Genomic DNA, 26,179 nt, shown 5'->3' with positions numbered 1-26,179 from the left:
GGCTTACTGCGTTTTTATTTTTACGCTTGTGCTTTTTTTTTCAATGGTATGCTGTTTCTTATGGTCGTCCTTTTCGATGAATTCCTTCAGGAGCCGGTCGATCTGCAAATCCGTATCCATGATTTGTTGCTGGAGGTGTTTGTAGGAATCCCACTCTTGCTTCAAGGCAAAGAGATAATCTTTGCGCCCATTGCCGTTTTCGGGCAGCGCGGTCCGCCGCAGGACTTTCTTTTCGTTACCCAACCTTTCTCTGCGGAATAACCTTTGCGGGTAAGGGAAGCTGTGCCCTACAGACAAGTGAAACCCCGCAGAAACCACTTCCAAAGGCTACCCAACGCCACAAAAAAAAGCAGTCCTTCCTAAAAAACTGCTTTGTGTATCTAAATTCTAAAAACGACATCCCCATAAGAGGATCATCATACTGCTGAAAAGCCACCGGAGCTTCCGTTCAACGGGCTTTCACCTTGTGTCCTGCGGACAAGACGAAAGCTTAGTTATTGGCTGCCGTAACGATTTAATCGTAGTGGAATCTGCATTTTGCAATCTGAATTTCTCCTTCTTCATAACGATAAATCAACCTGTGCTCATCGTCAATTCTTCGTGACCAAAATCCGGAATATTTATGTTTCAATGGTTCTGGTTTTCCAATTCCTTCAAACGGATTTCGTGAAATATCTTTCAGCAGATCATTGATACGCTTCAGTTTCTTTTTGTCAGTTTTTTGCCAATACAAATAATCTTCCCAAGACTCATCTACAAAAACATATCTCATTATTCCTCGATTAGCGTTTTCTCAAACGAATTTTTGGATTTTAATTTGTCAATGGCGGAGTCCAAACGCAATTCGTTAGCACGAGTAGAAAGTTCGTGGTTTGTCGCCATTAAAGAATTGTATTCATTTAATGACATCACTACAATTCCTGAATCTTTTCCGCGGCTGATAATTAAAGTCTCGAAGTTTTTCGCAACCTTGTCTAAATAAGTTTTGATATCTTTTCTGAAATCTGAAACGCTGGCAATTAACATTTTTATAAATTTTATTGTACAAATATATGTACAAATATTGTTCCGTCAAATTCTTGACGCCATTTTCTTGTGTTATCATACGGCTGAAAAGCCACCGGAGCTTCCGTTCAACGGGCTTTCATCTTCTGTCCTGCGGACAAGACGAAAGCTTAGTTATTGTCTGCAGCCAAGTTTAGGTTTGTGACAAAAAGAGTAATATACTAAATGTATTAACTAAAGTATGTGTCAATACCGCTGGAAAAATACTATTAGATTTGTAAGTTAGCCATCCAAGAAACCAAGCAGATATAGCAATAGTAATCAGAATTGGAAAAAGTTTTAGTGAGATTGTTAGCAATAATAGATGCGGAATAAGAAAAACGATTGTTTGTAGTAGATTGCCTTTAGTGAAGTTGAATTTATTAAAAAGAAATCGACCTATCAAACCTCTGAAAAACAATTCTTCGCCAAAAGTTATAAAAACTAACTCTCTGAAGAAAATAAAAATAATAACTTTTAGAGATATATTTTCAAAAGAATAATTATTATATGTCGTTTTCTTTAAAATGGAAAAATCAAATGGGAATATCCAAAATAGCACCCAAGTAATTACAATAGAAAAAATTGCTATAAATAAGGCATAAAGATAATATTTACAATAAGGTAAGGAAATGCCATGACGACAAATTATAGAGCGTTTATCTTGACCTTTCCTTACCTTAAAAATAAAATAAATCAAAATTATAAGACTATATAAAATAATTTGCATCTGCATATTCTTTCGGACATAATTAAATTCTAGTTAACATTTCCTTTGGAATATCGTCATCATATGTAATAGTCATTTTTCTTTTCCCATCTTTTAAATATTTCACTATGCAAAAAAGAGTGGGTCTGTCGTCTGAGAAATAAGAGCGCTGAATAAACATACCTTCTGGAAGGAAAATTCCTCTTTTTTCTTGTTCATTTTTGTTTATTACAACATTTCTAACGAAGTCATATTTTGCATTTCTATCTGGAAGACTTTTTAATTCATTTACTAGATTTTTAAACTCTTCACTTTCTGTAAATTCGTCAATTTCTTCCAAAACTTCCAACATTTCAGTTTTGTCTAAAAGTGGTTTGTATGCTAAATCATTCATAATGTAATTATTTTATTCGGTATATCCGACTGTTACACATAAAACATAACCTAGTGAAGCACAAATTGTCCAGGATCCTACATCCGCAGGTGCATTTGAAAAAATTTTATCGTATGCGTCACTTGGTTCTTTACTGTCCTCAAATGTCCTTATGCAGATTCTAAACTGGTCATTTAAAGGAACTCCTCGCTTCTTTAATTCTGCAACAGTAGCAAACTTTTGTGCGTAAGGCAGCCTGTCTTTTTCAGGTTGTGCTTCAATCTCACGAACTAAACTCTCAAATTTTGGATGAGAAACTGTTTCTGTCAGTTCTTTCATCATTTCTTGTTTTGTCATAATACAAACATTTTAAAAGGTTAAACATATTTTGTCACTTTTCAAAGATAATTATATTATGCATTGAATAATTAAATTGTTGAAAATAAGTGGATAACTTTCTGATTTGGTTGCAGATAACGAGAGAGTATTTCTGGATGCGGGGCTTATGAAGACCGAAATTTTCAACTTAAACCGAGCCGAAACAAAAATTTTCTCCGCTGACTAAATTAATAAAAAATAGGAAGCGGAGAAATTTTTTGTGATTGAGGGATAACAAATGGTTCTACTGCTAAGATTCAACCCCGCATATTGAAATACAATGTTGAACTAAACCTCCGGTAGCTTCCCATTCGCCGTTTTAGTAACTTTGTTTTTATTAACCTTTTAAAAACTCATGAAATGGCTACAAAAAAATCTCCGGAGGATTTAAGGACGAACAAATTCCTGTACCGTGCCTCGGGCGAAGTTAACGGTTTTGCCGAACTGCTGCAACGCTTCGAAAGAAATATCTCCATCCTGGGCAGAAGCAGGCGTACCTTCGACAGTTATTCCCGTCATGTTGCAGCCTTGGCGCTCTAAAAACGACATCCCCATAAGAGGACCATCATACGGCTGAAAAGCTACCGGAGCTTCCGTTCAACGGACTTTCATCTTCCGTCCTGCGGACAAGACGAAAGCTTAGTTATTGGACAAAACGAAAGCTTAGTTATTACCTGCTGGCGTTCTTTCGGTTTCATTTCGCCAATTTCAATATTCTATATGCCCCTCTTGCCACTACTACAAATACAATAGCTCCGATAATCAAATCGGGATAACTCGAGTTTAACCAATTGACCAAAATTCCCGCAACGATAACTCCCGAATTGATTATAACATCGTTTGACGTGAAAATCATCGAAGCCTGCATATGGGCTTCTTTACTCTTGTTCTTTTGCAATAGGTAAAGACAAAATACGTTTGCTATCAATGCCAAAACAGAAACAATAATCATTGTTTTGAAATCGGGCATCGCTTCTATTCCGATAAAACGTCTGATAACTTCAACAAAACCGATAACGGCTAACAGGATTTGAAAGTAACCTGCAAATTTGGCGATATTGTTTTTTCTTGCAATCGTACCCCCAACAGCGAATAAAGCCAATGCGTAAACGATGCTATCGGCAAGCATATCCAAGCTATCCGCTACCAATCCCATTGAGTTGGAAAAAATACCGAACAACATTTCTAATCCAAAGAAAACGAAATTGATAATCAATACCGTCCCTAGTAGTTTCCGTTGGCTATTGCTTGTATTTGTTTCAACAACTGCGTTAGTTTCTTCGGTTGAAATCAGCGTTGTATTTAGGTTCAAGGTTTCCAAAGCTGAAAAAATCGGCTCTGGGTTTCCACTATGGTAAACATTTAGTTTTCTATTTGGAATATCAAATTCCAATGACTTTACCGTATCAAAGTTTTGCAGTTTCATACGGATTAATTGCTCCTCACTTGGGCAATCCATTTTTGTAATATTGAATATTGTTTTGTTCATCTTTTAAAGTTTAAATTTTATTCCTCCGTTAATTACAAATCCGTCCAACGGTGCATAAATATCTTTAAAAACAGGGTTGGTTATAGTACCTGTATAAATGTTGTCGAAACGTGTCTGTCTTGTATCAAGGAAGTTTTCAAAGTTGATATATAAAGAAAATCTTTCCCAAATCTTTTCAGCCATAAAGCCACATGTCCAATAATCGTTTCCTATTGTTCCGTCATTGAGCTTTTGCGGACTGAAATAATAGGCTTCTAAACCAATCTTCCATTTATCATCAATTTCATACATCAGTACAGAGTTAATACGGTGTTTTGGGGTTAATGGATTTTCGGTAGTTGTTCCGTTTTCAATCAATCGGGTATCGGTAAAGGTGTAGCCCAGAAACAGTTTCAAATCATCATATCCTATTTTTACGTTGGTTTCTGTTCCTTTAGTATGAATGTAGCCCGATGAATTGATGAACTGATAAAGATTAGCAGATGGATTTTGAAGCAACAAAGGATTATCCAGATAAGTATAAAAAAACAATTGGTTTATGCTGAATGTCCAATCATCGCCTATCTTAGTACGGTAGTTGATGTCTGCATTTGCTCCGTAGCTCCTTTCTAATTTATTGGTTTTATCGTTAATAGGCATTACGTTTTGATATTGTATGCGTTCGCTTTCTTCGGTAAAAATGGTTGGTGTTTTGTAGCCAAATCCGCCCCCGACACGTGAAGTCAATCCATTTGCAATCTTAAACAATGCCGATACTCTTGGCAAAAAAACAGCTCCATAATCAATCACATAATCCGTCCTTAAACCTGTTTCCAATTGAAGCCAATCGGTAGCCTTAAAAGAATTTTGAACGAAAGCCCCGAATGTGGTATGAGTATAATCCCTCAACGGAAATGCGGTCATCTGCTTTTCTTTAAAATTGTCCGTCCAAATATTAACGCCTGTTACCCATTCTGACTTTTCTTTGCTGTGGGTATAGCTTGCTTCCGTAAAAGTGGCTGTTTGCGTTCCCTCAAACTCGTAATTGGGAATAGCTGTATTGCGGTTAAAATAACTTACGCTGTTCTTTATCTGTACAAAACTGTTTTCGTTTACCGTATGGTCAAAAACAAATTGGGTAGAATAGCGTTGTGTTTTGTTTTCTTCAAAATATTGGTGTGTGTTATCGCCTTTGCCTTTGATGTAAAGCATATCGCCACCCAAACGGTTTTCAATGGTGGTGTTAATGCCGAAGTTCATTTTTGTTTTATCATTGAAGTAAACAAATAATTTAGGGTTCAGTACATACCTTTCAAATTGGGGAATGGCAGAAAGCTCGATTTGTGCAGGGTCGTAAGCTCCGTTGCGATTATGCGAAGCAAATATTGTCGTTCCGATTTTCTTAAACTTCTGTCCGTAAAAACCATTGATGTCTAAACCCCTGCCCGATGTTCCGTTTAAATGAAAACGCAAATCCCTTTCTTCCGTTGGTGTCTTGGAAATCAGATTTACCAAACCTGCTATTGCTCCACCACCGTACAGCGTAGATGTTGAACCTTTAATAACTTCAACCTGCTTTAAGTCAAGCGGTGGAATTTGCAACAAACCCAATCCGCTCGAAGCACCCGAATAAATAGGAAAACCGTCTTTTAAAATTTGCGTATATCGTCCGTCAAGCCCTTGAATACGAATACTTGCATTGGCACTTGTGGGCGATGTGGTTTGTACGTGAATACCTGTACTCTCACTCAAAAGCATACGAATATCCCCTGCTTTCATATTTCCTTTTTCGTCTAATTCTTCACTTCCTATAAATTCAATACGTGTAGGAATATTTTGGATAGTTCTTGTACTTCTTGTAGATGTGATTACAATACCGTCTAACTCCGTTGAACTTTCATAAAGTAAAATCTCAATCAGAGTTGTATCTTCTAAAGGAAAATTAAAGCTGTCGGTACGTTGAGTAAAACCAACATAACTAAATTGAATTTCCTTCAAACCGTTTGGAATACCTGTTAATATAATTTGTCCATTTTCATCGGAAGTTGTTGCGATTGTTGTGCCTGTTACCTGTGCGGTTACGCCCATTAAAGGCTCTTTTTTTTCGCTGTCTTTAATTACAGCTTTGAACGTATTTTGTGCATATACACAAAGGTTGAGTGTCATAAAAAATGACACAAAGAGTATTTTTTTCATTGTAAAAATGATACTTAATGTGAATAAATGAATGATAGCGGTGCGATACACCACTTACAATTAGCTTATGCTGATAGCACTACACATTAAGCAAGCTGTGGGGGATGCCAAACTGAAAAGGGAAAATCAGAAACAGGCGTTACTGTTATTATACCTAACTTTTTTTTAGGTTGTTTTATAGTATGTATAATTGAAAAATGGAATGTGGTTATTACAAAGCCTGTACAGGTATTGCAACTGAAAAAAGGCGAACAGCAACTGCAATCTTCGTCTTGTTCGTTTTGTCCTTGCTCGGTGGTATGTTCCTGCATACATTTATCCTCAATAAAAGACGGTACGGCTGATAACAGCAATACATAAACGGCTAATATTAAAGATATAAATTTCATTTTACAAAGTTAGGTAAAAATTGTTTCGTTATTTTTTGATTTTCCCGAAATGTCGTTTTTTAGCACGAACGTTGTTTTACGCTTGCAGATAACGGTCAAGTGTATGAGCAGTAGCGGATTTAAAAGTACAAACCTTTCAGTTTAGCACAAAGTTTATTAAAGGCAAAGACCTTCGATTTACCACTTCACCCGCTATTGCTTATACACAATGTTGTGCGTTCGCCCTTTATTTTTAGTCGGTTTAGTCAATTTTCAAAGGTAGGATTTTTTAGGGTAGGGAAGGCACTCTCTCTTGCAAGTTTTGGTCAAGAGTAGGCTGGTGCGACTTGCAAGAGTGTGTGCCTTTGTGTCGGATTAACTTGCACAGCAACTTAATTTCGATACGTCTTTTCCGAAAGTTATTGCTGCTAATTTGATGCCTTCTCCCAAAGTCAAATAAGGGTAAAAACTGTCTGCCAAGTCTTTTACAGTTATTCCGTATTTGATTGCCATACTTAATTGTTGGATAAGCTCTCCACCTTCGGGTGCGACTACTCTTGCACCTATCAATTTATCCGTTTCGGTGTTGCGAATAAGTTTGATAAATCCCCTTGTGTCATTTGCTGCAATGGCTCTCGGTACGTCTTTCAATTCCAATTTTGAAACTTCAAACGGAATGCCTTTGGATTCTGCCTGTGCTTCGTCCAAACCTGCACCTGCAATTTGTGGGTCAGTAAAAACCACCCAAGGTAAAGAAGAATAATCGGCTTTGTTTTCTGTTCCTGAGAAAGCATTTTCAACGGCAATTTTACCTTCAAAGGCTGCTGTATAAACAAATGCGGGGGTGTTAGCTACGTCTCCTGCTGCGTAAATGTTGGATAGATTGGTCTCCATCTTCTCATTTACTGCAATATGACCACTTTGGGTGAGTTTCAAACCAATGTTATCTAATCCCAATTGACTTGTATGGGGTTTTGTTCCTGTGGCAATTACTACCTTTCCTTTCTCTACAATTTGCGTAAATGAACCATCAGGGCATTTGCAATGAATTATCGTTTCGTTTCCGTTCTTCTCGAATTTCACGGCTCTGAAATTGGGTAATATTTCAATGCCTTCTTTTCGCATTTGGATTTCCAATGCTTCGCTGATGTCAGGTGTTTGTGTTCGCAATACACGGTCTGTAAATTCAATAATGCGGACTTTTACGCCTAAACGATTGTACGCCATTGCAATTTCCAAACCTATATAACCTGCTCCCATAATGGTCAGGCTTTTGGGTTTTTCTTCCAAGTCGAAAAGAGAAACATTGGTCAAGTAGTCAATTTTGTCCAATCCTTCAATAGTCGGAATATTGGTAGTAGCTCCCGTTACGATTAAAAATTTGATTGCTTTGTATTCCTTGCCGTCAACTTCAATGATTTTATTGTCTTTGAAAGTTGCCCAACCTTTTAGCATAGTCAAGTTTTCAAAATCGCTTACAACATCCATATATTTTTTTTCTTGAAGTGTGGCTACCAATTTTTTCTTATCCTTAATGATTTGCGCAAAATCAATGTCAGCGCCTTTTGGTTTGATGCCTTCAAAGTTGGAATGTGTAGCGTGATAAGCCGTTTCACCCGCACGAATAAGATTTTTAGAAGGTACACAACCCACATTGACGCAAGTCCCGCCAAAGTCCAACCCACCGTTTACCATTAAAGTCGATAGACCTAAACTTTCCGCTTTGATAGCTGCCGAAAATGCAGCCGAACCGCCACCGATAATAATTAAATCAAATTGATTATTTCCACTGTTTCCATTATCAGGGATTTCACCTTTTACACGATAATTTTTCGTACCGTTGATGGTGCTGATGATTTCTTCTTTGCTTGTTTTGGCAGGGTCAAAAGAACATTCACAAGTGGCTTTTGAATAGCTCACATTGGCTTCTTTTACGCCTTCTTTTTTGGTAAGCAGTTTTTCAATTCCTGTGGCACAATGGTCGCAGGTCATACCTGTGATGTCAAATTTTACGGTTTCTTTATTCATTTTGTAATTATTTAATTAAATACTTAAATACAAAAGGCAAAAAAATACTATTTCTTGCCAACCACTTTGTAACCTGTGCCGTTGATTGCTTCTTCAATTTGAGCTAAACTCACTTTGGTTTGGTCAAATTCTACTTTGGCAGTCGCTTCTTCATAAATCGCATCTACCTTAATAATACCTGGCAATTTGTTCACGTCATTTTCTACGTGTGAAGCACATCCATTGCAAGTCATTCCTTTTACATCAAAAGTTACCGCTTGAATGTCAGAGGCATTGACGATTACCACTTCCTTATTGTCGTTTGAAGGATAGAAAATGTGTGAGTATTTTGGAAATGCAAGCATCAAGGCTGCAAAAACGGTTACAATTCCCAAAAATGTTTTTGTCTGCATAAAAGGTTTCTTTTCGTCTTCTTCGCAATCACATTGGATTTCTTCGGCTGTTTGTGGTTTGAGTTTCTGATACCAAGCAAAGCCCAATACCAAAACGGTGATACCGATAAGATAAGGTCTTGCTGGTTCCATCCACGAAAAGGTAGATGCAAGACCGCTTGTCCCTGCAACAAGAGCCAATACAGGTGTGATGCAACAAAGTGAAGCAGCAATTGCTGTTAAAAGTCCTGCACCGATTAATTTTTTGTCTGTTTTCATATTGTTTCCAAAATTTTGTTTTCGTGAAGTATTTTGAAAAACGGTTTGAGCATTTTTTCATACTCTTTTGTCAATGAGTAGAAAATGGTTTGTGCTTGCCTTTCCGTTTCAATAAGTTTTCGGTCTTTGAGTTTTCGCAGATGTTGTGAAATTGCTGAAATAGTCATTCCGAGAATGTCACTCAGGTCGCAAACGCAGAGTTGTTTCTCTTCGTAAAGCAGGAACAGGATTTTCAGTCTAACATTGTTGCCCGCCAATTCAAGTCCGTTGGATAAATAGTCAAACGAACCGTTCAGTTCTGAAACACGGTCTTTGCAACGATTGATTTGCTTAATGTCCGCCTGTTGTCTTATACAAGAAATGTTGTCCATATTACAAAGATAGTCAATTTGTTTATTTAAGCAACTACTAAAATAAAAAATATCAAAAAGAACCCGATTTTGTCTGTCGGGTTGTGTCGTCATAGCCTTGCCACTAACGGAAAAAGTATTGGCGAAGGACGGGCTACTGCTAACACAAAATGTAAGTGAAAACCATCCTGAGCAAAAACTTTTTTCGTTTTGCTAAAATACTAAAAAAAGTAAAACGAAAAAGTTTTTTGCGAATTTTGTTAACTGAATTCTCAAAGACAAAATTCGACCCGTCTTTTGCCAATACCCTGTTGAACTAAACCTCCGGTAGCTTTTCCCATTCGCCGTTTTAGTAACTTTGTTTTTATTAAACCCTTAAAAAACATATAAAATGGCTACAAAAAAAAATCTCCGGAGGATTTAAGGACAAACAAATTCCTGAACCGTGCCTCGAGCGAAGTTAACGGTTTTGCCGAACTTCCGCAACGCTTCGAAAGAAATATCTCCATCCTGGGCAGAAGCAGGCGTACCTTCGACAGTTATTCCCGTCACGTTGCAGCCTTAGCGCTCTAAAAACGACATCCCCATAAGAGGACCATCATACTGCTGAAAAGCCACCGGAGCTTCCGTTCAACAGGCTTTCATCTCGTGTCCTGCGGCCAAGACGAAAGCTTAGTTATTATGCGAAGTTTTATTTATTTTATATATTGGATTCAATCCATTTGTTCAATCCGTTATTGGATTTAGAAGATCCCAAAATTTCATTATATAATAAATCATAATTACAATCATCTTTAGAAAGTTTTAAAGGTAAATTATGAAGCAAATTTGAAATTTCAAATATCTTTTTATTATTATCATTTGATTCAGCGCGAATTTCAATTAACGCCAAGTATAGAATTTTAAATAGTTTTTCTTTTGTAGTCATGTTTTGGTTTTTTAGAAGTCACAAACTGTTCCTGTATTTACTTCATCATAAGGAATTTGAAATGTTCCATATCCTCTTTTTTTGAGTATATAAATCCTAGTGTTTCCATCCCTTAGATTAAATGTTCCTGACTTTACTGTTACATAGTTGCCGTCAGTAGGATTAGTGCAGGCTTTTTTTAATTGGTCGTCAGTTAATTTATTTAGTGTTGTGTAAGAGGAACTATTTTAACATAAAGTTTGTAAAAAATTTCGCATAACACTCAAATATAAGTAATTCGTTTATAAAACCTTTAAAATAGGTTATTTTCTTACCCTATTACTTTATTAAGTTCAACATAAGTCCAACAAATCAAAAACGTTCTATAAAACTGTAAATACCTTTCTTTTGCTTTTGAGCTTCAAAACAAAGATATTGAAAATAAGGTAAACAAGTGCAATAATATGATTGACTTGCTTTAGCCCAGCCATTTTTTATTAAAAGCTCATTGAGGCATTCTCCCGAAGGTAGTATAACATAAGCTAAATCTCTTAGCCAAAAATCTGTCCTCCTTTTGGTTTCCGTTAAAAGCGTAATTCTTGTTCCGGGCGGACAAATACTTAACAAAAATTCTAAACTTTGCAAACCTAACTGTAAAAGCAATGATTCAGGAACACCTGTTTTAGCTTCATCTTCACGCATTTTTCTTGAAAGATGTATTTCGGGAGCATCTAAACCGTAAAGGCGAATTTCAGCTATTTTGCCCAAATTCTTGTTTAACTTTCAAACTGTCACCATCCAAAACTTCTTCCACAATGTAATAAGGTTGCACGATGATATTTTTTATAGTAAAATATCTTTGATAGATTTCTGAGGTTGTGCTGATGTTATTTTCTTCCATGATTAATGTATTTGCTTTGTATTTCGCTGAATTTCAGTATTTTAACTATTGTTTTTGTAAAGATAATAAATGAAATTTGTAAGTGTCTAGACAACAGTGTAAATCATGAATTTTCAATTTTAAAAACTTAAAACAAGGGCAAGACAAAAAGGTCTTATGAAATATGTTGGAACCATAAGCGATATCCGGCATTTTAAAATTAAAGGTCAGCAAGGTTTCTTTGCTGGAATGGTAGGCGGACCCACCGACAAACAAGTAAAAACAGCTCCGGAATTTGAACGAACCCGCGAAAACATGAATGAGTTTGGCGGTTGTGCCAAAGCCGGAAAATCTTTAAGAACTGCACTCTCCGCATTGATGGGAAGATTTACGGATCCACAGGTAACAGGTCGTTTAACTTCCATTATGAAGAAAATCAATTTAGAAGACGGCACAGAAGCCAGAGGTTATCGTAAGGTGGAGATTCCCACACAAAGAAAATACCTCGAAGGCTTTGAGTTTGATAAAAAAATTTCCATTAGCGGTGTTTTTAATGCTCCTTACGATGTTACCCATACCCCGGAAAGAACTTCTGCAGATTTGATTGTAGCACCATTTGAACCTACAGAATTAATTTCACCGCCCGCCGGAGCTACGCATTTTAGAATGATGAATGCATTAGCCGTTTTAGCAGATTTTTCCTATAATCCCACCACAGGCTCATACGATGCCGATGATAGCGTAAATAATGAGCTGAGTGTGATTGCTTATTCTGATTACATTCCGTTAAAAGGCGCATATCCAGGGGCAACCATCACAGCAGAATTTGCAGGAGCGCCAGCTCTTGGAGACAATGTTTCTGTGGTTCAGTGTATTGGGATTGAGTTTTCTCAAAAAGCCGGGGAACAATATTATGCGTTCAACAGCGGAAACTGTCTCAAAATAGAGGAAGTATTTTAGAATAAAATCTTCAAAGACCTTCCGGAAAACGGGAGGTCTTTTTCTTTTAAAATCAATTAAAAATTTTAAATCAACAACAATGAGAACAAGAATAATAAGAGTTGCTGAAGGAAAGAATTCAACACTTTCACATCTGTATATAGACGGAATTTTCCAATGCTTTTTGCTGGAGGATAAAATCCGGGCTGTAAAAATTTTGAAACAAACCGCCATACCAACAGGAACATTTGATCTCAAACAAAATACCTGGGGCGGAATGAATGAGAAATATCAAAAAAAGTTTCCGCAGATGCATCAGGGCATGATTGAAATTGCCAGGCTTCCTACCTTTCATTCCGTTTATATTCATATCGGGAACACCATAAAAGATACAGCAGGTTGTCCACTTTGCGGACTGTCTTACCTATTAAAAGACGGTGATTATCAAGTGTTACAATCAACGGATGCCTACAAAATGATTTATCCAAAACTATTAAGAATTTTGGGTTCAGGAGATACGGCGATCCAGATTGAAAATTGTTTTCAGTTTTAAAAAATCAGAATTATGGAAAATGAAATTACAATAAACGTTCTATTTGGAGGTATAAGCTCTATTCTTTTGGCAATAGTTGCCTATTTTGTAAAGCAGCTCCACACCGATTTTAAGAGTATGGAAAGGGATATTGCCGAAGTTAAGACGATGTCGCTCTTAATAAAAACCGAATTCAAGACCAGTTACGATCATCTTAATCAAAGAGTTGAGCATTTGGAAAAGCGTGTATTTACTATAGAAAACAAACTTTTAAAAATTTCAGAACATGAAAAAGCATAATTTAAATTTGATAACCAGGATAATGTCACCAACGCCAAAATGGTTTAGGATATTGCGGTCTGCAGGTTTAGTTCTGTCGGCTGTTGGAGGGACATTGGTAGCTGCACCAGTAGCATTACCGGCAAGCCTTGTAACCATTGGAGGATATTTGCTTTTGGGCGGTTCGCTCATAGGCGCGGTGAGTCAAACGGCGGTCAGTTCCGAGGAGTATGGAAAAAATTCCCGAAAATCGGACGGCAATTCTGCCGGCAATCAGGACTTGGAAGCAGGAAAATAGCGGTTATCCTCTCAGCAGGAAAAAATGAATCCGTCCGGAAGGGCGGATTTTCTTTTGCTTTCTCCCAAATGCGGTGTTTCTTATAAAGGGGCGAAATATAAGTGATTTATATATTAAGTGATGTGCTAATATGGATAAAATAACCATATTAAGATTGGACGAATTAAAATGTTTTCGGGTAAGAATAGATGGGAAAATTTTCAAAAGAAAACGAAGAAAAAAACCGAAAAAAAAAGAAAAAAAGAAAGCCTTTTGAGAGGGGGCGTGGCGTGGTGTCAAGGTTTTTTGGCAAAATACTACCCGAATGGGTGGAGATTTTGGCAAAAACACGAAGTGCGTGACCTTTATACCACAGAGCGGCTGGCAGAGGAAGCTTCCTAATTTTGCTTACTTTTTTTTATTTTTTGTAGGAAACGAATTTTTCTTAGAAGGTAAATCAGCCTTGGAAAAGTTGGTGGCTGAGAAGGAAGAAGTGGAAAAAGGCAGCGGTATGAAGGTGCGAGGTAACGAAGCAACCAAATACTGCTGCAAGCGGTGACGAAACCGGAAACACGGCTTGTCCGTGTTTTGGGTGAAGGAACTGGGAAAGTCAGGGAAAGGGGGTGGGAAATGCTACGGCATACCTCGACTACGCTCAGTATTTTACGGGTAAACAGAACCGCAGAAAAATGGTGCTTCTGGAAAGAGTAAAGAAGCAAGAGCCAAGATGAAAGACCGGACTTTGTTGAGCGGCTGGAAAGATTGCTGTATGGAGGCTTTGGTTGTTAGTTGTTGGTGAATAGTAATTGGCTTCCAACAACCAGACCGGAATACTGCAGTGCGCTGTGAGTGAAGTGAGCGGACTGCCACTAATCTTTCCTATGAAAAAGGCAGTATGCTGACTGCAACCACAGGGAGAAAGCCTAATTTTCTGCACCATTTTTTCTGCAACCTTATTCACGGGTGGGTGGGTAAAAAAGCGTTGGGAAGGAGGAGGCGCAAAAGGGCTATGCCCGTTGCAAGGGAAGCATTTTACATAATGCCACATTATAGGCACTTTGCTTTGGCTGATGGCGTAACCCCTTTGAGGATAAGGCTGGCTGGGTGGAGACAGCTCTCCGCTGGGTTGGCAGTGCGTATAATGTTCATTATGTAACTTGCTGAGGGGAAAAAGAGTGTTTTTACTATCCTATATTACCCTTTATAAGAAGAACTTTGCAGGCTAAAGGTATATTTTTCTTATACAACTTTTTACTTTTTATAAGATTTTATGGGTTTATATTCATAGGGTAAATTTTCTTTTAGCCATTTATTTAAAGCCTTTCTATCATTTTCCAATTCTCTTGGATATATAGTGTTATTTTCTAAAATAGATTCACCATATTGTTCTGTTGAACAAATAAACCTAGCAGGATTCCCTGCAAATACAGTATTGTCAGGCATGGAATGCGTTAAAACTGAATTAGAACCTAAAATACAGTTATCACCAATTATTACATTTTGCTGAATAATGCAATCAGATCCTATTGTGCAGTTTTTACCTATTCTTATTCTTCCAAACACTCTTGTATCTTCAAAACCTTTTAAACGACGAATTGTTTTAGTAGTTCCAGCATGATTTACGAATGTAGTTCCTGATGCAATTTGTGTTTTATCACCTATTTCAATTAAATAAGGTTCTGATCCAAAATTTACTTTACCAAATATCTTTACGTTTTCACCCATTTTCATACCTTGATTTTTACATACTTCAATATATGCTTTCATAAAAATTCTATTAGAAAAGGTATACATGGATAAAATAAATCTGTAGAATAAATATTTCATATTTTATTTTGTTTTTTTAAAGCGGTTGGAAAACGATAAAGCATCGGCAAAAATGATTTTGCTGGGCACTTTATATTTATCTAATTCCTGTCGGCAATAGGTTAAGATTTCTTTTTTCAAAACAGCTTCCTCGCTGTCTTTTGTTTTTACGATTTCAGCACAAACCATTTGTCCGGTTATAGCGTTATCTCTTGCAAAAACGGTGCTGTCCACAACTCCCGGAACTTTGTTGATGACATCTTCTACCTCTTTGGGCAATACTTTTTGTCCGCCAACATTGATTACTTTATTGAGTCTGCCGATAATTTTAATATAGCCATCCTCATCGGTTTCTATTAAATCTCCTGTGGCAAACCAACCGCCGCCAAGAAATTGCTGGCTGTCCTGATTGAGATAGCCGTTCACAACATTTTTAGATTTTAAATAGAGCTGTCCGTCTTCTATTCTGTAATCATAATCCGGGTCTATAATTTTAAAATATAGGCTGGTAGAAGATTTGCTTTCAGTTTTCAGAATACCGGTTTCGCTGGTGCCAAAGGTTTGCAACAGTTTTACTTTAGGCATTTTTTCTTTGACTTTCAGGAGCAAATTTTGAGGCATTCTTTCCGTTCCGTAGGTAATCATTTTTAGAGAAGATAAATCGTATTGATTGAAGTTCTCCGTCATCAGCATTAAATTCAGAAACGTGGGACTTGTGGGTAAAATCTGTATTTTCTTTTCTGAAATAAGCTGTAGAATGTATTCCGGATTCCGGTTGGAAGGAATAGTAATTGCAGCTCCACTGTTAAGGCAGTTAAGCAATGTGTTGATACCTCCAATATGATCAAAAAGAAGAAACAGCAAAAAATTGAGGTTTCTTGTTTTTTTAGGTGGCGCAAAAGAATCCATGAGCTGGGAAAGATTGTGCACCATTACTTTGGGGGTGCCGGTAGTTCCGCTGGAAAAAAGCACTAAGCCTGACTGGTTTTTATCGGTAATATTTTTATAATTATCGATTTCGGAATATTCAATACCGGTTTTTTCAAAATTCAGTATCCCGTTACTAATTGATAAGAGCCATTGGACAGAAGCGGCGTTTAGCTTGTTTTGAAGTTCTGCATCCGTTGTAGGAACAATGGGCACTGCAATAACTGGCATAGTAGATAATGCAAGAAACAATGCAATACTTTCAAATGAATAATCACTGAAAATGCCTACCACTTCTCCTTTATTAATCTGAGATAATTCTTCCTTATAAGCGAGAATTTTATCATACAATTGTTGATAACTGTAAACGGCATAATCTGTAATAATTGCCGTTCCCTCGTGTTGAGTCAATCGGGTAATCATAATCCTCCTAAATAAATAATTTGTCCGGTTATAAAATCGCTCTTTTCAGAGATGAAAAAGTCAATAACATTTTCTACATCCTGCATGGTGCCGAGACGTTTTATAGCCTGTTTATTAAGCAATTCTTCTATTTTATCTTTCGGAACCACTTTTATTAGATCAGTATAAACAGGTGATGGCGCAATGGCATTTACAGTAATATTAAAAGAAGCCAGTTCTTTCGCCATAATTTTAGTCATTTTCTCTATCGCAGCTTTGGAAGAAGCGTAAACCATCTCGCCGTCCAGATTCATAGGAACGGCTACGGTAGAGAAGTTAACGATTCTGCCACCATTATTCTTCATCACTTTTGCCATTTCGCGGGAGAAGAAGAAACTGCCGTAAAAATTGGTTTCAAAAACTTTTTTTACCGTGCTTCCTGGCGTAAGCAGCGAATGGTTGAGAGATGCCATACCGGCATTATTAATGAGAACATCTACACTGCCAAACTGTTTTTTTACTTGTCTTACAGTTTGTTTCACTTCATTTTCATTGGAAACATCACAAATAAAATGAGTATAGTTTGGATGCTTAAAATCGCTTTCCGAGCGGCTACATCCTGCTACATTAAAATCTTTGGAAAGATAATATTCGGTAAGATGGAGCCCGATACCTTTGCGGTTACCGGTGATAAATATCGTTTTACTCATCACTGTCGAGTTCGAGAATAAATTTGGTAAGCTCCTCCGGATTCATAAATGGACTGTGACTTCTGGACATTGCTCTCTCACTGGAAAGCATAAATGCCTTGTCAAACTTTTCTTCCAGAACTTCCTCTAAGTCAACTGTAAAATTTACCAGATCCATAGAATCGAAAATCCCACTTTTCCCAATAAGGCGTTGCTGTGGGTCTATAGGTTCTGATACTTCAATGCCATTGTTATCGCAGAAATCTTTTACTGTAGCTAAAACTATTTCCAAAACCTGATTTTTTTCCATCTTTTATTTTTTACAAAAATAACTATTTTTTTAAATCTTAAATTAAAACTTTATTAAAGTAACAAAAAGTAAATCACAAAAACGATTATAAAATTTAAAGAAAGTTAATGCAAACAAAAGAATATTTTGATTAATTTTGTCAGGATTGATTAATTAATCAATTTGACACAAATGATGAAAAAAAAACTACTTTTTATTTATTACCAAAATATTAAGCAAAATGGAGTTTCAAGGGTTCTGGCTAATTTAACTTGGGAACTCTGCGAAAGAGGTTATCAGGTAGAAGTGTTATTTCTAATGGCTCCACACGAAGATTTTTATGCCTTCCATCCAAACATAAAAAAACATTATATAGATTCTTTTGCACATAAATCTTCCAGATTGGGAGTGAAAATTTATAAGAAATATAAGAATATACCCAAATCCTATAATCTCTATTCCTATTTGTATGATTGGGGTTCGTATAATGTTTTAAGAGGTTGGTTGAAAGAAAATCATCACCAATGTGATAAAATAATTACTTGTTGGTATAAACTATCCTCCATGCTTTCTTTAGACAAAGAAATTTGTAAAAAAACGATTGCTTGGGAGCACATTAGCTACGAAACTGGCGGCTTAATTTGGTTTAAGTTTTTAAGGAAATATTACAAAAACTTAAATGGAATTATCCCTATTAACAAAGCCGGCTACGATTTTTATAAGCAAATTAACCCTAATACTTATTTAATATACAATATCATTGGTGAACCATTTGAAGAGACTGAATTCATTCCTCCTTCAGAGAAAAGTAATTTGATAACCTTTGCTGGAAGACTGGTATATGACAAAAATCCTTTAGAATTTTTAGAAATTATACAGAAAGCTAACTTACCTGCAGACTGGAAAGTTATAATTGCCGGTGATGGCACTGAAAGACATGAATTGGAGAGTTTTGTTTTAGAAAATAAAATAAGGAATATAGAATTTGTTGGGAGAAAAAGCTCAAATGAAATTTACGAACTCTTCAAGAAGAGTAAAATTTTCTGTTTAACTTCTCGAGTAGAAGGCTTACCTACAGTCCTTTTGGAAGCAATGTTCTGCTCCAATGCGCTTGTTTCTTATGATTGCAAATATGGCCCTGCAGATATTATCAATGAAAGAAACGGTTATCTAATTCCTCAATCAAATAAGAATATTTTTATTGAAAAACTGAGAGAACTCACCCAAAACCAAATGCTACTTGATAGTCTTATGAAAAGCTCTTATGAAGAAACCCGGTTCTGGAAAAAAGAAAATGTAATAAAACAATGGGAAAAGGTTTTGTAATGAGCAAAAAATCAAAAAGTTGAGAAAATAAATTGATAACCTAATATTATTTTATATAGCTAATGTAAAATAACATTCACAAAATAAAAATAAGATAGAACACTTTAACATATAACCTAAATCTAAAAATAATTATTATGAAAAGAAAGTTTATTTTTTCGTTTTTTCTGTTATCTTTAATGATAACAACATGGCAAAGCCTATATGCATACTGTGATGCTAGAATAGGTATTAAAAATAAATATATTACTAATGATTTGCCATATGAATATACGCTTGACCCTGGTTTCACTGTTTATCAGAAAATTAATGAAAAAGGGCTTGTAGTCGTCAGTGGAGCATTGATTAAACCTTTCACGACAGAAAATGTGAAACTTAGTATTAAATATCAGGATTCACAAGGCAATTGGATTGTTGGATGGTGCAAAACATTGTATTCTTATAATCAATATAATGAAAATTTGATTGCGAAATTTGAACTACCTGCAAATGCTAATAATTCTTATAATTTAAAAATAGATTTAAGTTCTAATTCTAATCTTACAAACTGGAATCAAATAACTTGGAGCAAAACAGTTAAGCATTATAAATTTGGAGATTATACTCCTACTAAATGTGAATTAGACGAAAATGAGTACACTATTCTTTTAACTCCTAAAAAAGAAGAAACGTTAATAACTGATTTGGCAGGAAAAGTAACTGGAGTGAGAGATCGAGTTACTTCTACGCATTCGTGGAATAAATTATCGAATGTATTAATGAATAACAAACTTGACAATGTCATTTTTAAACCCAAAGAACCTGCTCAGCTTATTACTGAAGGAAATGGAGCTAAATCTATTCGAATTGTTAATAATGGTGCTATAACAGATACTATTGCTTCCACACCACAATTTATTTATCAAGAAGGAAGCGGACATCCTCTACCTTATCTTTATAGCTATGATGATCCTATCTATATTTTTGCTGGAAAATTTTCTATTAACGGCTTTTTATTAAAATTTAGTCAATGGCCAAACGATAGTAATGGACCTGGTTATCATAATTTTAAAAATCCAAACTCTTTACAAAGTAGATATTTTAATACTTATAATACCATCTATGAGAAATTATCGGATATTATATCTGATCAAGAACCTGTAGTATTTGTATCTAGTTTAGCAACAGGGTTTAGAGTTTATAAACAAGATGGTTCATTTATTAATCTCACCGGATACAGTAATTATGGAGCTTTGTTTTTTGGATATGGAAATGACCAAGGAGGTGGAAGAAGAGGTCCTGGTTCTGAAAATTTTTTAATTAGTAATACCTCCGATATAACAATATATGGAATGGGAGCATTGAGAAATAATACCAAGACTGGAAGTTTTGAAGATGTTCATAGCAGGAGTATTGAAGATATTAATAAAGAAATAAATAAGTTTATAAATTATACTGGAATTTTTGGAGCTTCTACTGCTTATGAAGATAATACGGAATGTTCAGCAAATTGTTTTTCTATAAACTCTGGAGCTAATTCAGACTACGCTGTTGTTGATTGGACAAAAGCGCCAAATAGCTATATTTTTACTGGTAAAGATAAAAATGGTAATGAGGTTGATGGACTATATATACCTGTAAAAAAAGCATATGAAATGTGGAGAAAAGGAAAATACATTCAAGGTTCCGAAATTCCTTTAGGAACTGTAACGTCTGAAGTATTGTGGGAAGATAATATTGGATTAATAAAATCAGGTGAAAATTATAAATTAGAAATCATTGGTAGTGGAGAAAACTCTAAAATAAAAGTACCGATAAGTAAAGTAAAAAAAGGGAATGCAGTTGTCGCTTTTAAAGTGAATGGAGAAATATTTTGGTCATGGCACATTTGGGTTACTGATGATCCTACAAAGGGAGCACAATATAAAAGTTACGCCAATATTACGAGAGAACTTTCAGATGGGACAATCGAAAATATTCCTGATAATGAATGGGGTTGGATGGATAGAAATCTTGGAGCGATAGGTAATTCTATTACAGGTGATGGGTGGAATAAGAATGGGGGGCTCTTATATCAATGGGGGCGAAAAGACCCTATACCTCCATTGGTAACCAAAGGTGATGGCTTTTATGAAGTTAATGGGTCTTTGGGTAAAGTTTTACACCGCAATGCACATACTCAAACGACAGGATACGTAACAATAGATAGCTTTACAAAGTATGTAAACCAATCGAATGCAAATATTGTTGACAACTTGAAATTATCAATAAAAAACCCACTTAGCTTAATTTATGTCAATCAAGACGGCACTAATACACAAGCTTACTATAACAATTCAAATGGTGTATATAGCGATGTTAATTGGTTCGGAAATGTTGATGGCCTACAAACTTATGAACTAAGCAAAGTTAATTTGTGGTCTGATAATTCCATGGGCATTGTTGATAATAGTAATGTTCAAAACTATAATGATGAAACGAGTGCGAAACCATACAGAAATAAATCCTCCTATGATCCGTGCCCAAATGGGTGGAGAATTCCTTCTGTTCTAGTTGCTCATATTACAAATAACATTAGGATTGATTATTCTCCTTTTGGTATAAAAGAAAATATACCTTACTATCAAATTTTAGTATCAGGTTCAAATATAAAACCAGGTAATGGAAATATGCTTGCTTATCTGAAAGGAATTAAAGTGTATCCTCAATTTGGATTTGATATGACCAATGTAAATGGAAACAATATGGGGATTTTTCCAGGAACCGGCATGATCGACAGAAGAGACCACACTGGACAATATAGTGATTCCCACGAGACTTATTTATGGACAGCAACAATGACCATGTGGGACACAAGCAATTTACCTTGGGCGACATCAGCAAGAGCGTTAAGATTGATCCCTGATGCTACTCAAATAATTAACAATTATAAGCCCGATGCAACAAATTATCCCAATGTTTTCGGCCTATACAACTATTTACCTTTACAAAATTTTACAACTAATAGAGCTCTTGGATGTAGGTGTGTAAAAGATCCGTTATATATTAAAAATAATTATGATTTTCCCACCGAATTTTTTATAGATTCAGAGAAATATTTAGAAGGATTAGATAATCCCAACAGTTATATTATTACTAAATCTACAGAAACTCAAACCGTTAAAATCCCTATCAGTAAAGCTTTCTCTGTGCAAAGTAATTTCTTAGGAAATCCTCAGATATTAAATCCTTCTAATTTTAATGATTTAAAAGTAAATGTACTGTGGACCGATAACACTAATCTAATTTCTCTATTAAAAATAGATAACACTGCATCTAAAGAAGCAAATATAAGTGCGAAAATAAATCCTAACCAGTCTGGTAATGCCGTGGTTACCCTGCATAATGGTTCTATAAAAAATCCAATATATTGGAGTTGGCATGTTTGGGTAACAAATACACCTATTAATACCTTTACTTATATAAACGATACCCCAATCCCTACTGATAATTATACAAATTATACACAATATGGGAATATAATGAAAACTAAAATAATGGATAGAAATATTGGAGCAGTTGATGCATTTCCAACTCTATCAACACAAACGCCAAATACCCAAGAAAAAATAGAAATAAACAATTCCCAAGGATTACACTTTCAATGGGGCAGAAAAGATCCTTTGCCTGTTTTTTTGAATATTTATAATACAACCAGTTATAATATCTTTTTAGGAACTACAAGTGAAGATGGCAATACAACATATACAATATTAAATAGCAATAGTTATAATTCTTTATATCCTACTTCATATAATAATTATAAAAGCTCAATATTACCATCTGACAAAATTGATGATAGAATATCTAAAATTTTAAAATATTCTGTTGAAAATCCTTTAAGATTCCTGAAGCCTGACAATTCTTTTGCACCTTATCCGAATTCAACAAATCCTGTATATACGAATGGATCAGATTGGCTTTTTGATAATGAACATTCTAATTTATTTGCAGAAAGATGGGGTTGGGGGACTAAAAAATCTGTATTTGATCCGTGTCCAGATGGTTGGCGAATTCCAGAAACAATTACAGGGGCAGTAGATGCAAAAGTAGTCAAAAATTCGCCATGGAGTTTAAAGAATAATAAAGAACTAACTAATTCTACAATAAATAATACTGAAGCAGGATATTTTGGGGTTAGTATAAATGAAGGTTGGGGGGCAACAAGAGGATTTATTTTTAATAATTCCGCATATTATATAGGCAATTATCCAAAGGGATATATCAGAGGACAGAGAAGTGTTGTCTATCCTAATTTTCCCATCAATCACGATTTAAGTTTATATAATAGTAAATCATTATCAGGAATATGGTATGCAAATTTGACAACAGGCTTTTATGGGAGAGGTAATTATCTAGGTTTTGATAGATTTGGAAGAATGCAGATATCAAATAATGACATTGATCCCTACTCTGCAATGAATTGTAGATGTGTAAAACAAGAAGATAATAATAGTTCAAGAGGTCCTATCCCAACTTTACCTGTAACTTTTAATACAGGAATGCAGGCTAAAAGTGTTTTTTCTAAAGAGATGATTGTAGAAAAACAAAAAAATAATAAATTTATTTTTTATCCAAACCCTGTAAAGGACATTTTGTTTATAAATAACAACGATAAAAAAACATATTATTACCAAATATACAATATGCTTGGACAAAAAATTCATGAAGGGAAATTTGAAAACAATAAAACCGATATTTCATCATTAAGCACGGGAATTTATTTTATTAGGCTAAATGATTCTGAACAAATTATTAAAATTATCAAACACTAATTCACAAGTATGAACTATAAAAAACTTTTACAAGAAAGTGTTTTAAGAGGTTATGGAGTTTTACACTCCTTAACCAATCTTTTATATAAATTTAGACATGAAAATTATGGCAAATTTCCTGGCAGAAGAGAAAAAATGGAATTTGGCGAAGCCGCTACCGAGATCATCTACTGTTTTTGGACCGACGAGAATGAAATGTCCCAAAATAGAAAAAATAATCTTGGGGAAACTATCAAAAATGTAGGCGTTCCCGTTGTTTTGGTTACTCCCAACAATCTCAAAAATTATATAAAAGCCGGATTCCCACTTCATCCGGCTTACCCTTATCTATCGGCAGTTCATAAATCAGACTATTTGCGATGTTACTTTATGCACCATTGGGGAGGCGGCTATACTGACATAAAAATGCAAACTCAAAACTGGAGCAAATCTTTTAAAAATTTAAATTCCAGCCTAGACAAAATAGCAGTGAGCTACAAGGAAGTATATTGGGGAGCCAGCAAAATTGAAAACACAAGTAATGATAGTAAAATAGATGCTCTTAATAAAGATTTATATCATCATTATGGATATCTTTTAGGTATTTGTTCTTTTATATTCAAACCATATAGCAGTTTTACCAGAGACTGGATTACGGAAGTAAATAAAAGGTTAGATGATAACTTAGAAAAACTAAAACAAAATCCCGGGAATATTTGGGGCAACAATGAGGGATATCCTTTACCATGGACTTTTATATTGGGGCAAATTTACCACCCGTTATGCCTGAAATATCACAAGTTTTTGTTAAAAGACAATCGTTTGAAACCCTCTTTTACAGATTATCGATAAAATAATTATATAATGGTAACCTTATCTATTATAACTCCGGTTTACAATACACCATCCGCATATCTGCAGGAATATTTAAATAGCATATCAAAAGCAAAAATTAATTGCAGTTACGAAATATTATTGATAAACGATGGTTCCACTAGTAGTGATACGACAGCTTTCCTTAGTAATATTAAGGAGAAACATATCAAAATTATTTCTAAAGAAAATGAAGGTGTTTCTTCCGCCAGAAACTTAGGTATAACAGAAGCGAAAGGAGAATATATACTTTTTCTGGATTCGGATGATGTCTTATTGGAGCCCATTAATAATGCCATAGCTTTTTTAGAAAAAAATAAAGATTATGATTTAGTGTATTCTGATACCATATATTTTGGCGACCAAAAATTTTACTACAAAAAAGGACACTTTTCAAAATTTCGATTAGTTTATATTTCTAATTTTTTAAATATCTCTACACTTTTTACGAGAAAAATTGCAGAGAATTTTCATTTCGATGAAAACTTGTCTTATGCAGAAGATTATGACTTTTGGTGTAAAATTGCTTTAGCAAACTTTAAATTTAAATATCTGCCCTCACCTATATTTAAATACAGACGCATTTTAAATGGTCAGTCTTTGTCTCAAATAAATGAAAATAGAAAAAAAAAGATAGCATCAGATATTAGAAAAAAATATCAAAATAAGTATATACCGAATATTGAAGACATCAATGAATTTATAATAAACAATTTCAAAGATGATAAGAAACAGTTACTCAAATTATTGCTTATAGTTTTACTACCTAAATTTTATAAAATACTAGTAAATAAAAAAGATACTTTTGATTCAGTAATTTCATAAAAGATTAGTGATTAATAATGTTTAGTGATTTGCTTTTTTACAATATTTTTTATTAAAGAAATAAGCAAAATAAACAAGGTAAGAAGGGTAAGTAGTTTTTAGGAAAATAAAATTTTAATAATTGTTGATAACAAAAAACTATTTTATACGATAATTGGAAAATAAACAAAGGACATACATGTTTTGTTTGCTTTAGTTTTTACTTAAAAAAGTTGGACATTTTTATGAATAAAAAACGAAAAAGTTTTTGTAGAATAAATACTTACCCAACTTACCCTAAATTTTGGAAGCAAAAAAATGCTACCTATGGCTGCATTTTTTATTGGATAATTTTTAGTCTTCGTTTTGAAAGCGGAATTCCGGCTGTATGAATTTTTGAGAGCTGTTTTCTGAATTGATTAAAAGCCGGTTTTCGGTTTCTACTTCGTCGTAAGATTTTTCGTGAAGTGCGTACACATAAGAGCCGTTTTTCTTTACACGCAGAAAGTTGTGTTTTTTGAGTGCTCTGCCTAATTTGTGAACGGTGCCGTCTGTGATGTTGAGTTTGGCTTTTTCAGCTAATTTAACTGCAATCTGAGTGGTGTTGAACTAAACCTCCGGTAGCTTTTCCCATTCGCCGTTTTAGTAACTTTGTTTTTATTAACCTTTTAATAACTCATGAAATGGCTACAAAAAAAAATCTCCGGCGGTTTAGTTCAGCATTTGGATTTCGACAGGAAGATGCTGCATATCGTGCAGGGTAAAGGCGGCAAAGACCGCTATGTTCCCCTGTCCGAACATTTAATCCGGGGACTGAAGGTACATGGCTGCTTTTTTCAGACAGGTTAAAATTGGAGTATTAACTTTAACTTTGGAAAAAAAGCAATGAAAAAATCAAGATTTACGGAGCCTC

Annotated in this window: 30 protein-coding genes; 11 read left to right on the top strand and 19 right to left on the bottom strand. The window is 35.0% G+C overall.

The annotated features are described in order from the left end of the window. Nucleotides 1-3: 3 nt before the first annotated feature. The 6 genes from BUB43_RS11240 to BUB43_RS02525 form a co-directional block, all read right to left on the bottom strand. Nucleotides 4-324, bottom strand: a complete 321-nt coding sequence (locus BUB43_RS11240) for a hypothetical protein (protein WP_073178067.1) — start codon at nucleotides 322-324, stop codon at nucleotides 4-6. A gap of 190 nt (nucleotides 325-514) precedes the next feature. Continuing rightward, a complete protein-coding gene (locus BUB43_RS02545) occupies nucleotides 515-772 on the bottom strand; it encodes a Txe/YoeB family addiction module toxin (RefSeq protein WP_073178066.1) in 258 nt (85 codons plus the stop codon). Then, nucleotides 772-1,026 carry a type II toxin-antitoxin system Phd/YefM family antitoxin gene (locus BUB43_RS02540; protein ID WP_073178064.1) on the bottom strand — a complete coding sequence of 85 codons (255 nt, stop codon included), beginning with the start codon at nucleotides 1,024-1,026 and terminating at the stop codon, nucleotides 772-774. The genes BUB43_RS02545 and BUB43_RS02540 overlap by 1 nt, the downstream gene beginning before the upstream one ends. A gap of 172 nt (nucleotides 1,027-1,198) precedes the next feature. Continuing rightward, the gene (locus tag BUB43_RS02535; protein ID WP_159430220.1) at nucleotides 1,199-1,774 is read right to left on the bottom strand and encodes a CPBP family intramembrane glutamic endopeptidase; all 576 of its coding nucleotides are present in this window, start codon (nucleotides 1,772-1,774) and stop codon (nucleotides 1,199-1,201) included. 22 nt (nucleotides 1,775-1,796) lie between these two features. Further along, entirely contained in the window at nucleotides 1,797-2,147 is a 351-nt protein-coding gene (locus BUB43_RS02530) for a hypothetical protein (RefSeq protein ID WP_143154015.1), read from the bottom strand. A gap of 12 nt (nucleotides 2,148-2,159) precedes the next feature. Next, nucleotides 2,160-2,483: a hypothetical protein gene (locus BUB43_RS02525; protein ID WP_073178058.1), complete on the bottom strand. Its 324-nt coding sequence runs from the start codon at nucleotides 2,481-2,483 to the stop codon at nucleotides 2,160-2,162. A gap of 381 nt (nucleotides 2,484-2,864) precedes the next feature. Between BUB43_RS02525 and BUB43_RS02520 the strand changes: the two genes are divergently transcribed. Then, a complete protein-coding gene (locus BUB43_RS02520) occupies nucleotides 2,865-3,044 on the top strand; it encodes a hypothetical protein (RefSeq protein ID WP_073178056.1) in 180 nt (59 codons plus the stop codon). Between the two features lie 154 nt (nucleotides 3,045-3,198). Here the strand turns inward: BUB43_RS02520 and BUB43_RS02515 are convergent, their stop codons facing one another. From BUB43_RS02515 to BUB43_RS02480, 8 genes are all read right to left on the bottom strand, one after another. Continuing rightward, on the bottom strand, nucleotides 3,199-3,993 hold the full coding sequence (locus BUB43_RS02515) for a cation efflux transmembrane domain-containing protein (protein WP_073178055.1): 795 nt from the start codon (nucleotides 3,991-3,993) through the stop codon (nucleotides 3,199-3,201). Between the two features lie 3 nt (nucleotides 3,994-3,996). Beyond that, complete coding sequence (locus BUB43_RS02510; protein ID WP_073178053.1) at nucleotides 3,997-6,168, bottom strand: TonB-dependent receptor; 2,172 nt, start codon at nucleotides 6,166-6,168, stop codon at nucleotides 3,997-3,999. A gap of 86 nt (nucleotides 6,169-6,254) precedes the next feature. Then, nucleotides 6,255-6,557 carry a hypothetical protein gene (locus BUB43_RS02505; RefSeq protein WP_002688884.1) on the bottom strand — a complete coding sequence of 101 codons (303 nt, stop codon included), beginning with the start codon at nucleotides 6,555-6,557 and terminating at the stop codon, nucleotides 6,255-6,257. 354 nt (nucleotides 6,558-6,911) lie between these two features. After that, complete coding sequence (merA, locus tag BUB43_RS02500) at nucleotides 6,912-8,564, bottom strand: mercury(II) reductase (RefSeq protein ID WP_073178051.1); 1,653 nt, start codon at nucleotides 8,562-8,564, stop codon at nucleotides 6,912-6,914. A gap of 47 nt (nucleotides 8,565-8,611) precedes the next feature. Then, on the bottom strand, nucleotides 8,612-9,214 hold the full coding sequence (gene merTP / locus BUB43_RS02495; RefSeq protein ID WP_073178049.1) for a mercuric transport protein MerTP: 603 nt from the start codon (nucleotides 9,212-9,214) through the stop codon (nucleotides 8,612-8,614). Then, nucleotides 9,211-9,585 carry an ArsR/SmtB family transcription factor gene (locus tag BUB43_RS02490; RefSeq protein ID WP_073178575.1) on the bottom strand — a complete coding sequence of 125 codons (375 nt, stop codon included), beginning with the start codon at nucleotides 9,583-9,585 and terminating at the stop codon, nucleotides 9,211-9,213. Before BUB43_RS02490 ends, merTP begins: the two co-directional genes overlap by 4 nt. Before the next feature lie 679 nt (nucleotides 9,586-10,264). After that, nucleotides 10,265-10,492 (bottom strand): hypothetical protein, encoded by a 228-nt coding sequence (locus BUB43_RS02485; protein WP_073178047.1) that lies wholly within the window; start codon nucleotides 10,490-10,492, stop codon nucleotides 10,265-10,267. 351 nt (nucleotides 10,493-10,843) lie between these two features. Then, the gene (locus BUB43_RS02480; RefSeq protein WP_073178045.1) at nucleotides 10,844-11,239 is read right to left on the bottom strand and encodes a thermonuclease family protein; all 396 of its coding nucleotides are present in this window, start codon (nucleotides 11,237-11,239) and stop codon (nucleotides 10,844-10,846) included. Nucleotides 11,240-11,528: 289 nt separating this feature from the next. Between BUB43_RS02480 and BUB43_RS02475 the strand changes: the two genes are divergently transcribed. The 5 genes from BUB43_RS02475 (at nucleotide 11,529) to BUB43_RS02455 (ending at nucleotide 13,937) form a co-directional block, all read left to right on the top strand. Continuing rightward, nucleotides 11,529-12,311, top strand: a complete 783-nt coding sequence (locus BUB43_RS02475) for a hypothetical protein (RefSeq protein WP_073178043.1) — start codon at nucleotides 11,529-11,531, stop codon at nucleotides 12,309-12,311. 79 nt (nucleotides 12,312-12,390) lie between these two features. Beyond that, nucleotides 12,391-12,843 (top strand): DUF5675 family protein, encoded by a 453-nt coding sequence (locus BUB43_RS02470; protein ID WP_073178041.1) that lies wholly within the window; start codon nucleotides 12,391-12,393, stop codon nucleotides 12,841-12,843. A 12-nt stretch (nucleotides 12,844-12,855) separates the two neighbouring features. Next, on the top strand, nucleotides 12,856-13,122 hold the full coding sequence (locus tag BUB43_RS02465) for a hypothetical protein (RefSeq protein WP_073178039.1): 267 nt from the start codon (nucleotides 12,856-12,858) through the stop codon (nucleotides 13,120-13,122). Further along, nucleotides 13,109-13,399 carry a hypothetical protein gene (locus BUB43_RS02460; RefSeq protein ID WP_073178037.1) on the top strand — a complete coding sequence of 97 codons (291 nt, stop codon included), beginning with the start codon at nucleotides 13,109-13,111 and terminating at the stop codon, nucleotides 13,397-13,399. Before BUB43_RS02465 ends, BUB43_RS02460 begins: the two co-directional genes overlap by 14 nt. A gap of 304 nt (nucleotides 13,400-13,703) precedes the next feature. Continuing rightward, nucleotides 13,704-13,937, top strand: a complete 234-nt coding sequence (locus BUB43_RS02455; RefSeq protein ID WP_073178035.1) for a hypothetical protein — start codon at nucleotides 13,704-13,706, stop codon at nucleotides 13,935-13,937. A gap of 692 nt (nucleotides 13,938-14,629) precedes the next feature. Here BUB43_RS02455 and BUB43_RS02445 read toward each other — a convergent pair. From BUB43_RS02445 to BUB43_RS02430, 4 genes are all read right to left on the bottom strand, one after another. Further along, nucleotides 14,630-15,145 (bottom strand): DapH/DapD/GlmU-related protein, encoded by a 516-nt coding sequence (locus BUB43_RS02445; protein WP_260200450.1) that lies wholly within the window; start codon nucleotides 15,143-15,145, stop codon nucleotides 14,630-14,632. A 63-nt stretch (nucleotides 15,146-15,208) separates the two neighbouring features. Further along, nucleotides 15,209-16,534 (bottom strand): ANL family adenylate-forming protein, encoded by a 1,326-nt coding sequence (locus BUB43_RS02440; RefSeq protein WP_073178029.1) that lies wholly within the window; start codon nucleotides 16,532-16,534, stop codon nucleotides 15,209-15,211. Further along, nucleotides 16,531-17,223 (bottom strand): SDR family NAD(P)-dependent oxidoreductase, encoded by a 693-nt coding sequence (locus BUB43_RS02435; RefSeq protein ID WP_073178028.1) that lies wholly within the window; start codon nucleotides 17,221-17,223, stop codon nucleotides 16,531-16,533. The genes BUB43_RS02440 and BUB43_RS02435 overlap by 4 nt, the downstream gene beginning before the upstream one ends. Beyond that, entirely contained in the window at nucleotides 17,216-17,512 is a 297-nt protein-coding gene (locus BUB43_RS02430) for a hypothetical protein (RefSeq protein ID WP_073178026.1), read from the bottom strand. Before BUB43_RS02430 ends, BUB43_RS02435 begins: the two co-directional genes overlap by 8 nt. Before the next feature lie 171 nt (nucleotides 17,513-17,683). Between BUB43_RS02430 and BUB43_RS02425 the strand changes: the two genes are divergently transcribed. From BUB43_RS02425 to BUB43_RS02410, 4 genes are all read left to right on the top strand, one after another. Next, nucleotides 17,684-18,817 carry a glycosyltransferase gene (locus tag BUB43_RS02425; RefSeq protein WP_073178024.1) on the top strand — a complete coding sequence of 378 codons (1,134 nt, stop codon included), beginning with the start codon at nucleotides 17,684-17,686 and terminating at the stop codon, nucleotides 18,815-18,817. 137 nt (nucleotides 18,818-18,954) lie between these two features. Next, nucleotides 18,955-23,610: a T9SS type A sorting domain-containing protein gene (locus BUB43_RS02420; RefSeq protein WP_083541124.1), complete on the top strand. Its 4,656-nt coding sequence runs from the start codon at nucleotides 18,955-18,957 to the stop codon at nucleotides 23,608-23,610. A 9-nt stretch (nucleotides 23,611-23,619) separates the two neighbouring features. After that, nucleotides 23,620-24,441 (top strand): glycosyltransferase family 32 protein, encoded by an 822-nt coding sequence (locus BUB43_RS02415; protein WP_073178022.1) that lies wholly within the window; start codon nucleotides 23,620-23,622, stop codon nucleotides 24,439-24,441. Between the two features lie 12 nt (nucleotides 24,442-24,453). Beyond that, nucleotides 24,454-25,287 carry a glycosyltransferase family 2 protein gene (locus BUB43_RS02410; RefSeq protein ID WP_073178020.1) on the top strand — a complete coding sequence of 278 codons (834 nt, stop codon included), beginning with the start codon at nucleotides 24,454-24,456 and terminating at the stop codon, nucleotides 25,285-25,287. Nucleotides 25,288-25,620: 333 nt separating this feature from the next. On the opposite strand, the gene BUB43_RS11425 is transcribed toward BUB43_RS02410, so the two are convergent. Further along, nucleotides 25,621-25,743 (bottom strand): hypothetical protein, encoded by a 123-nt coding sequence (locus tag BUB43_RS11425; RefSeq protein ID WP_260200449.1) that lies wholly within the window; start codon nucleotides 25,741-25,743, stop codon nucleotides 25,621-25,623. A gap of 201 nt (nucleotides 25,744-25,944) precedes the next feature. Here BUB43_RS11425 and BUB43_RS11520 point away from each other — a divergent pair, with 201 nt between their 5' ends. Next, entirely contained in the window at nucleotides 25,945-26,115 is a 171-nt protein-coding gene (locus BUB43_RS11520) for a site-specific integrase (protein WP_159430218.1), read from the top strand. The last annotated feature ends 64 nt before the right edge of the window (nucleotides 26,116-26,179 follow it).

The organism is Cruoricaptor ignavus (assembly GCF_900141665.1).
GTDB classification, from domain to species: Bacteria; Bacteroidota; Bacteroidia; order Flavobacteriales; family Weeksellaceae; genus Cruoricaptor; species Cruoricaptor ignavus.
This window is presented reverse-complemented; position numbering and strand designations above follow the sequence as displayed.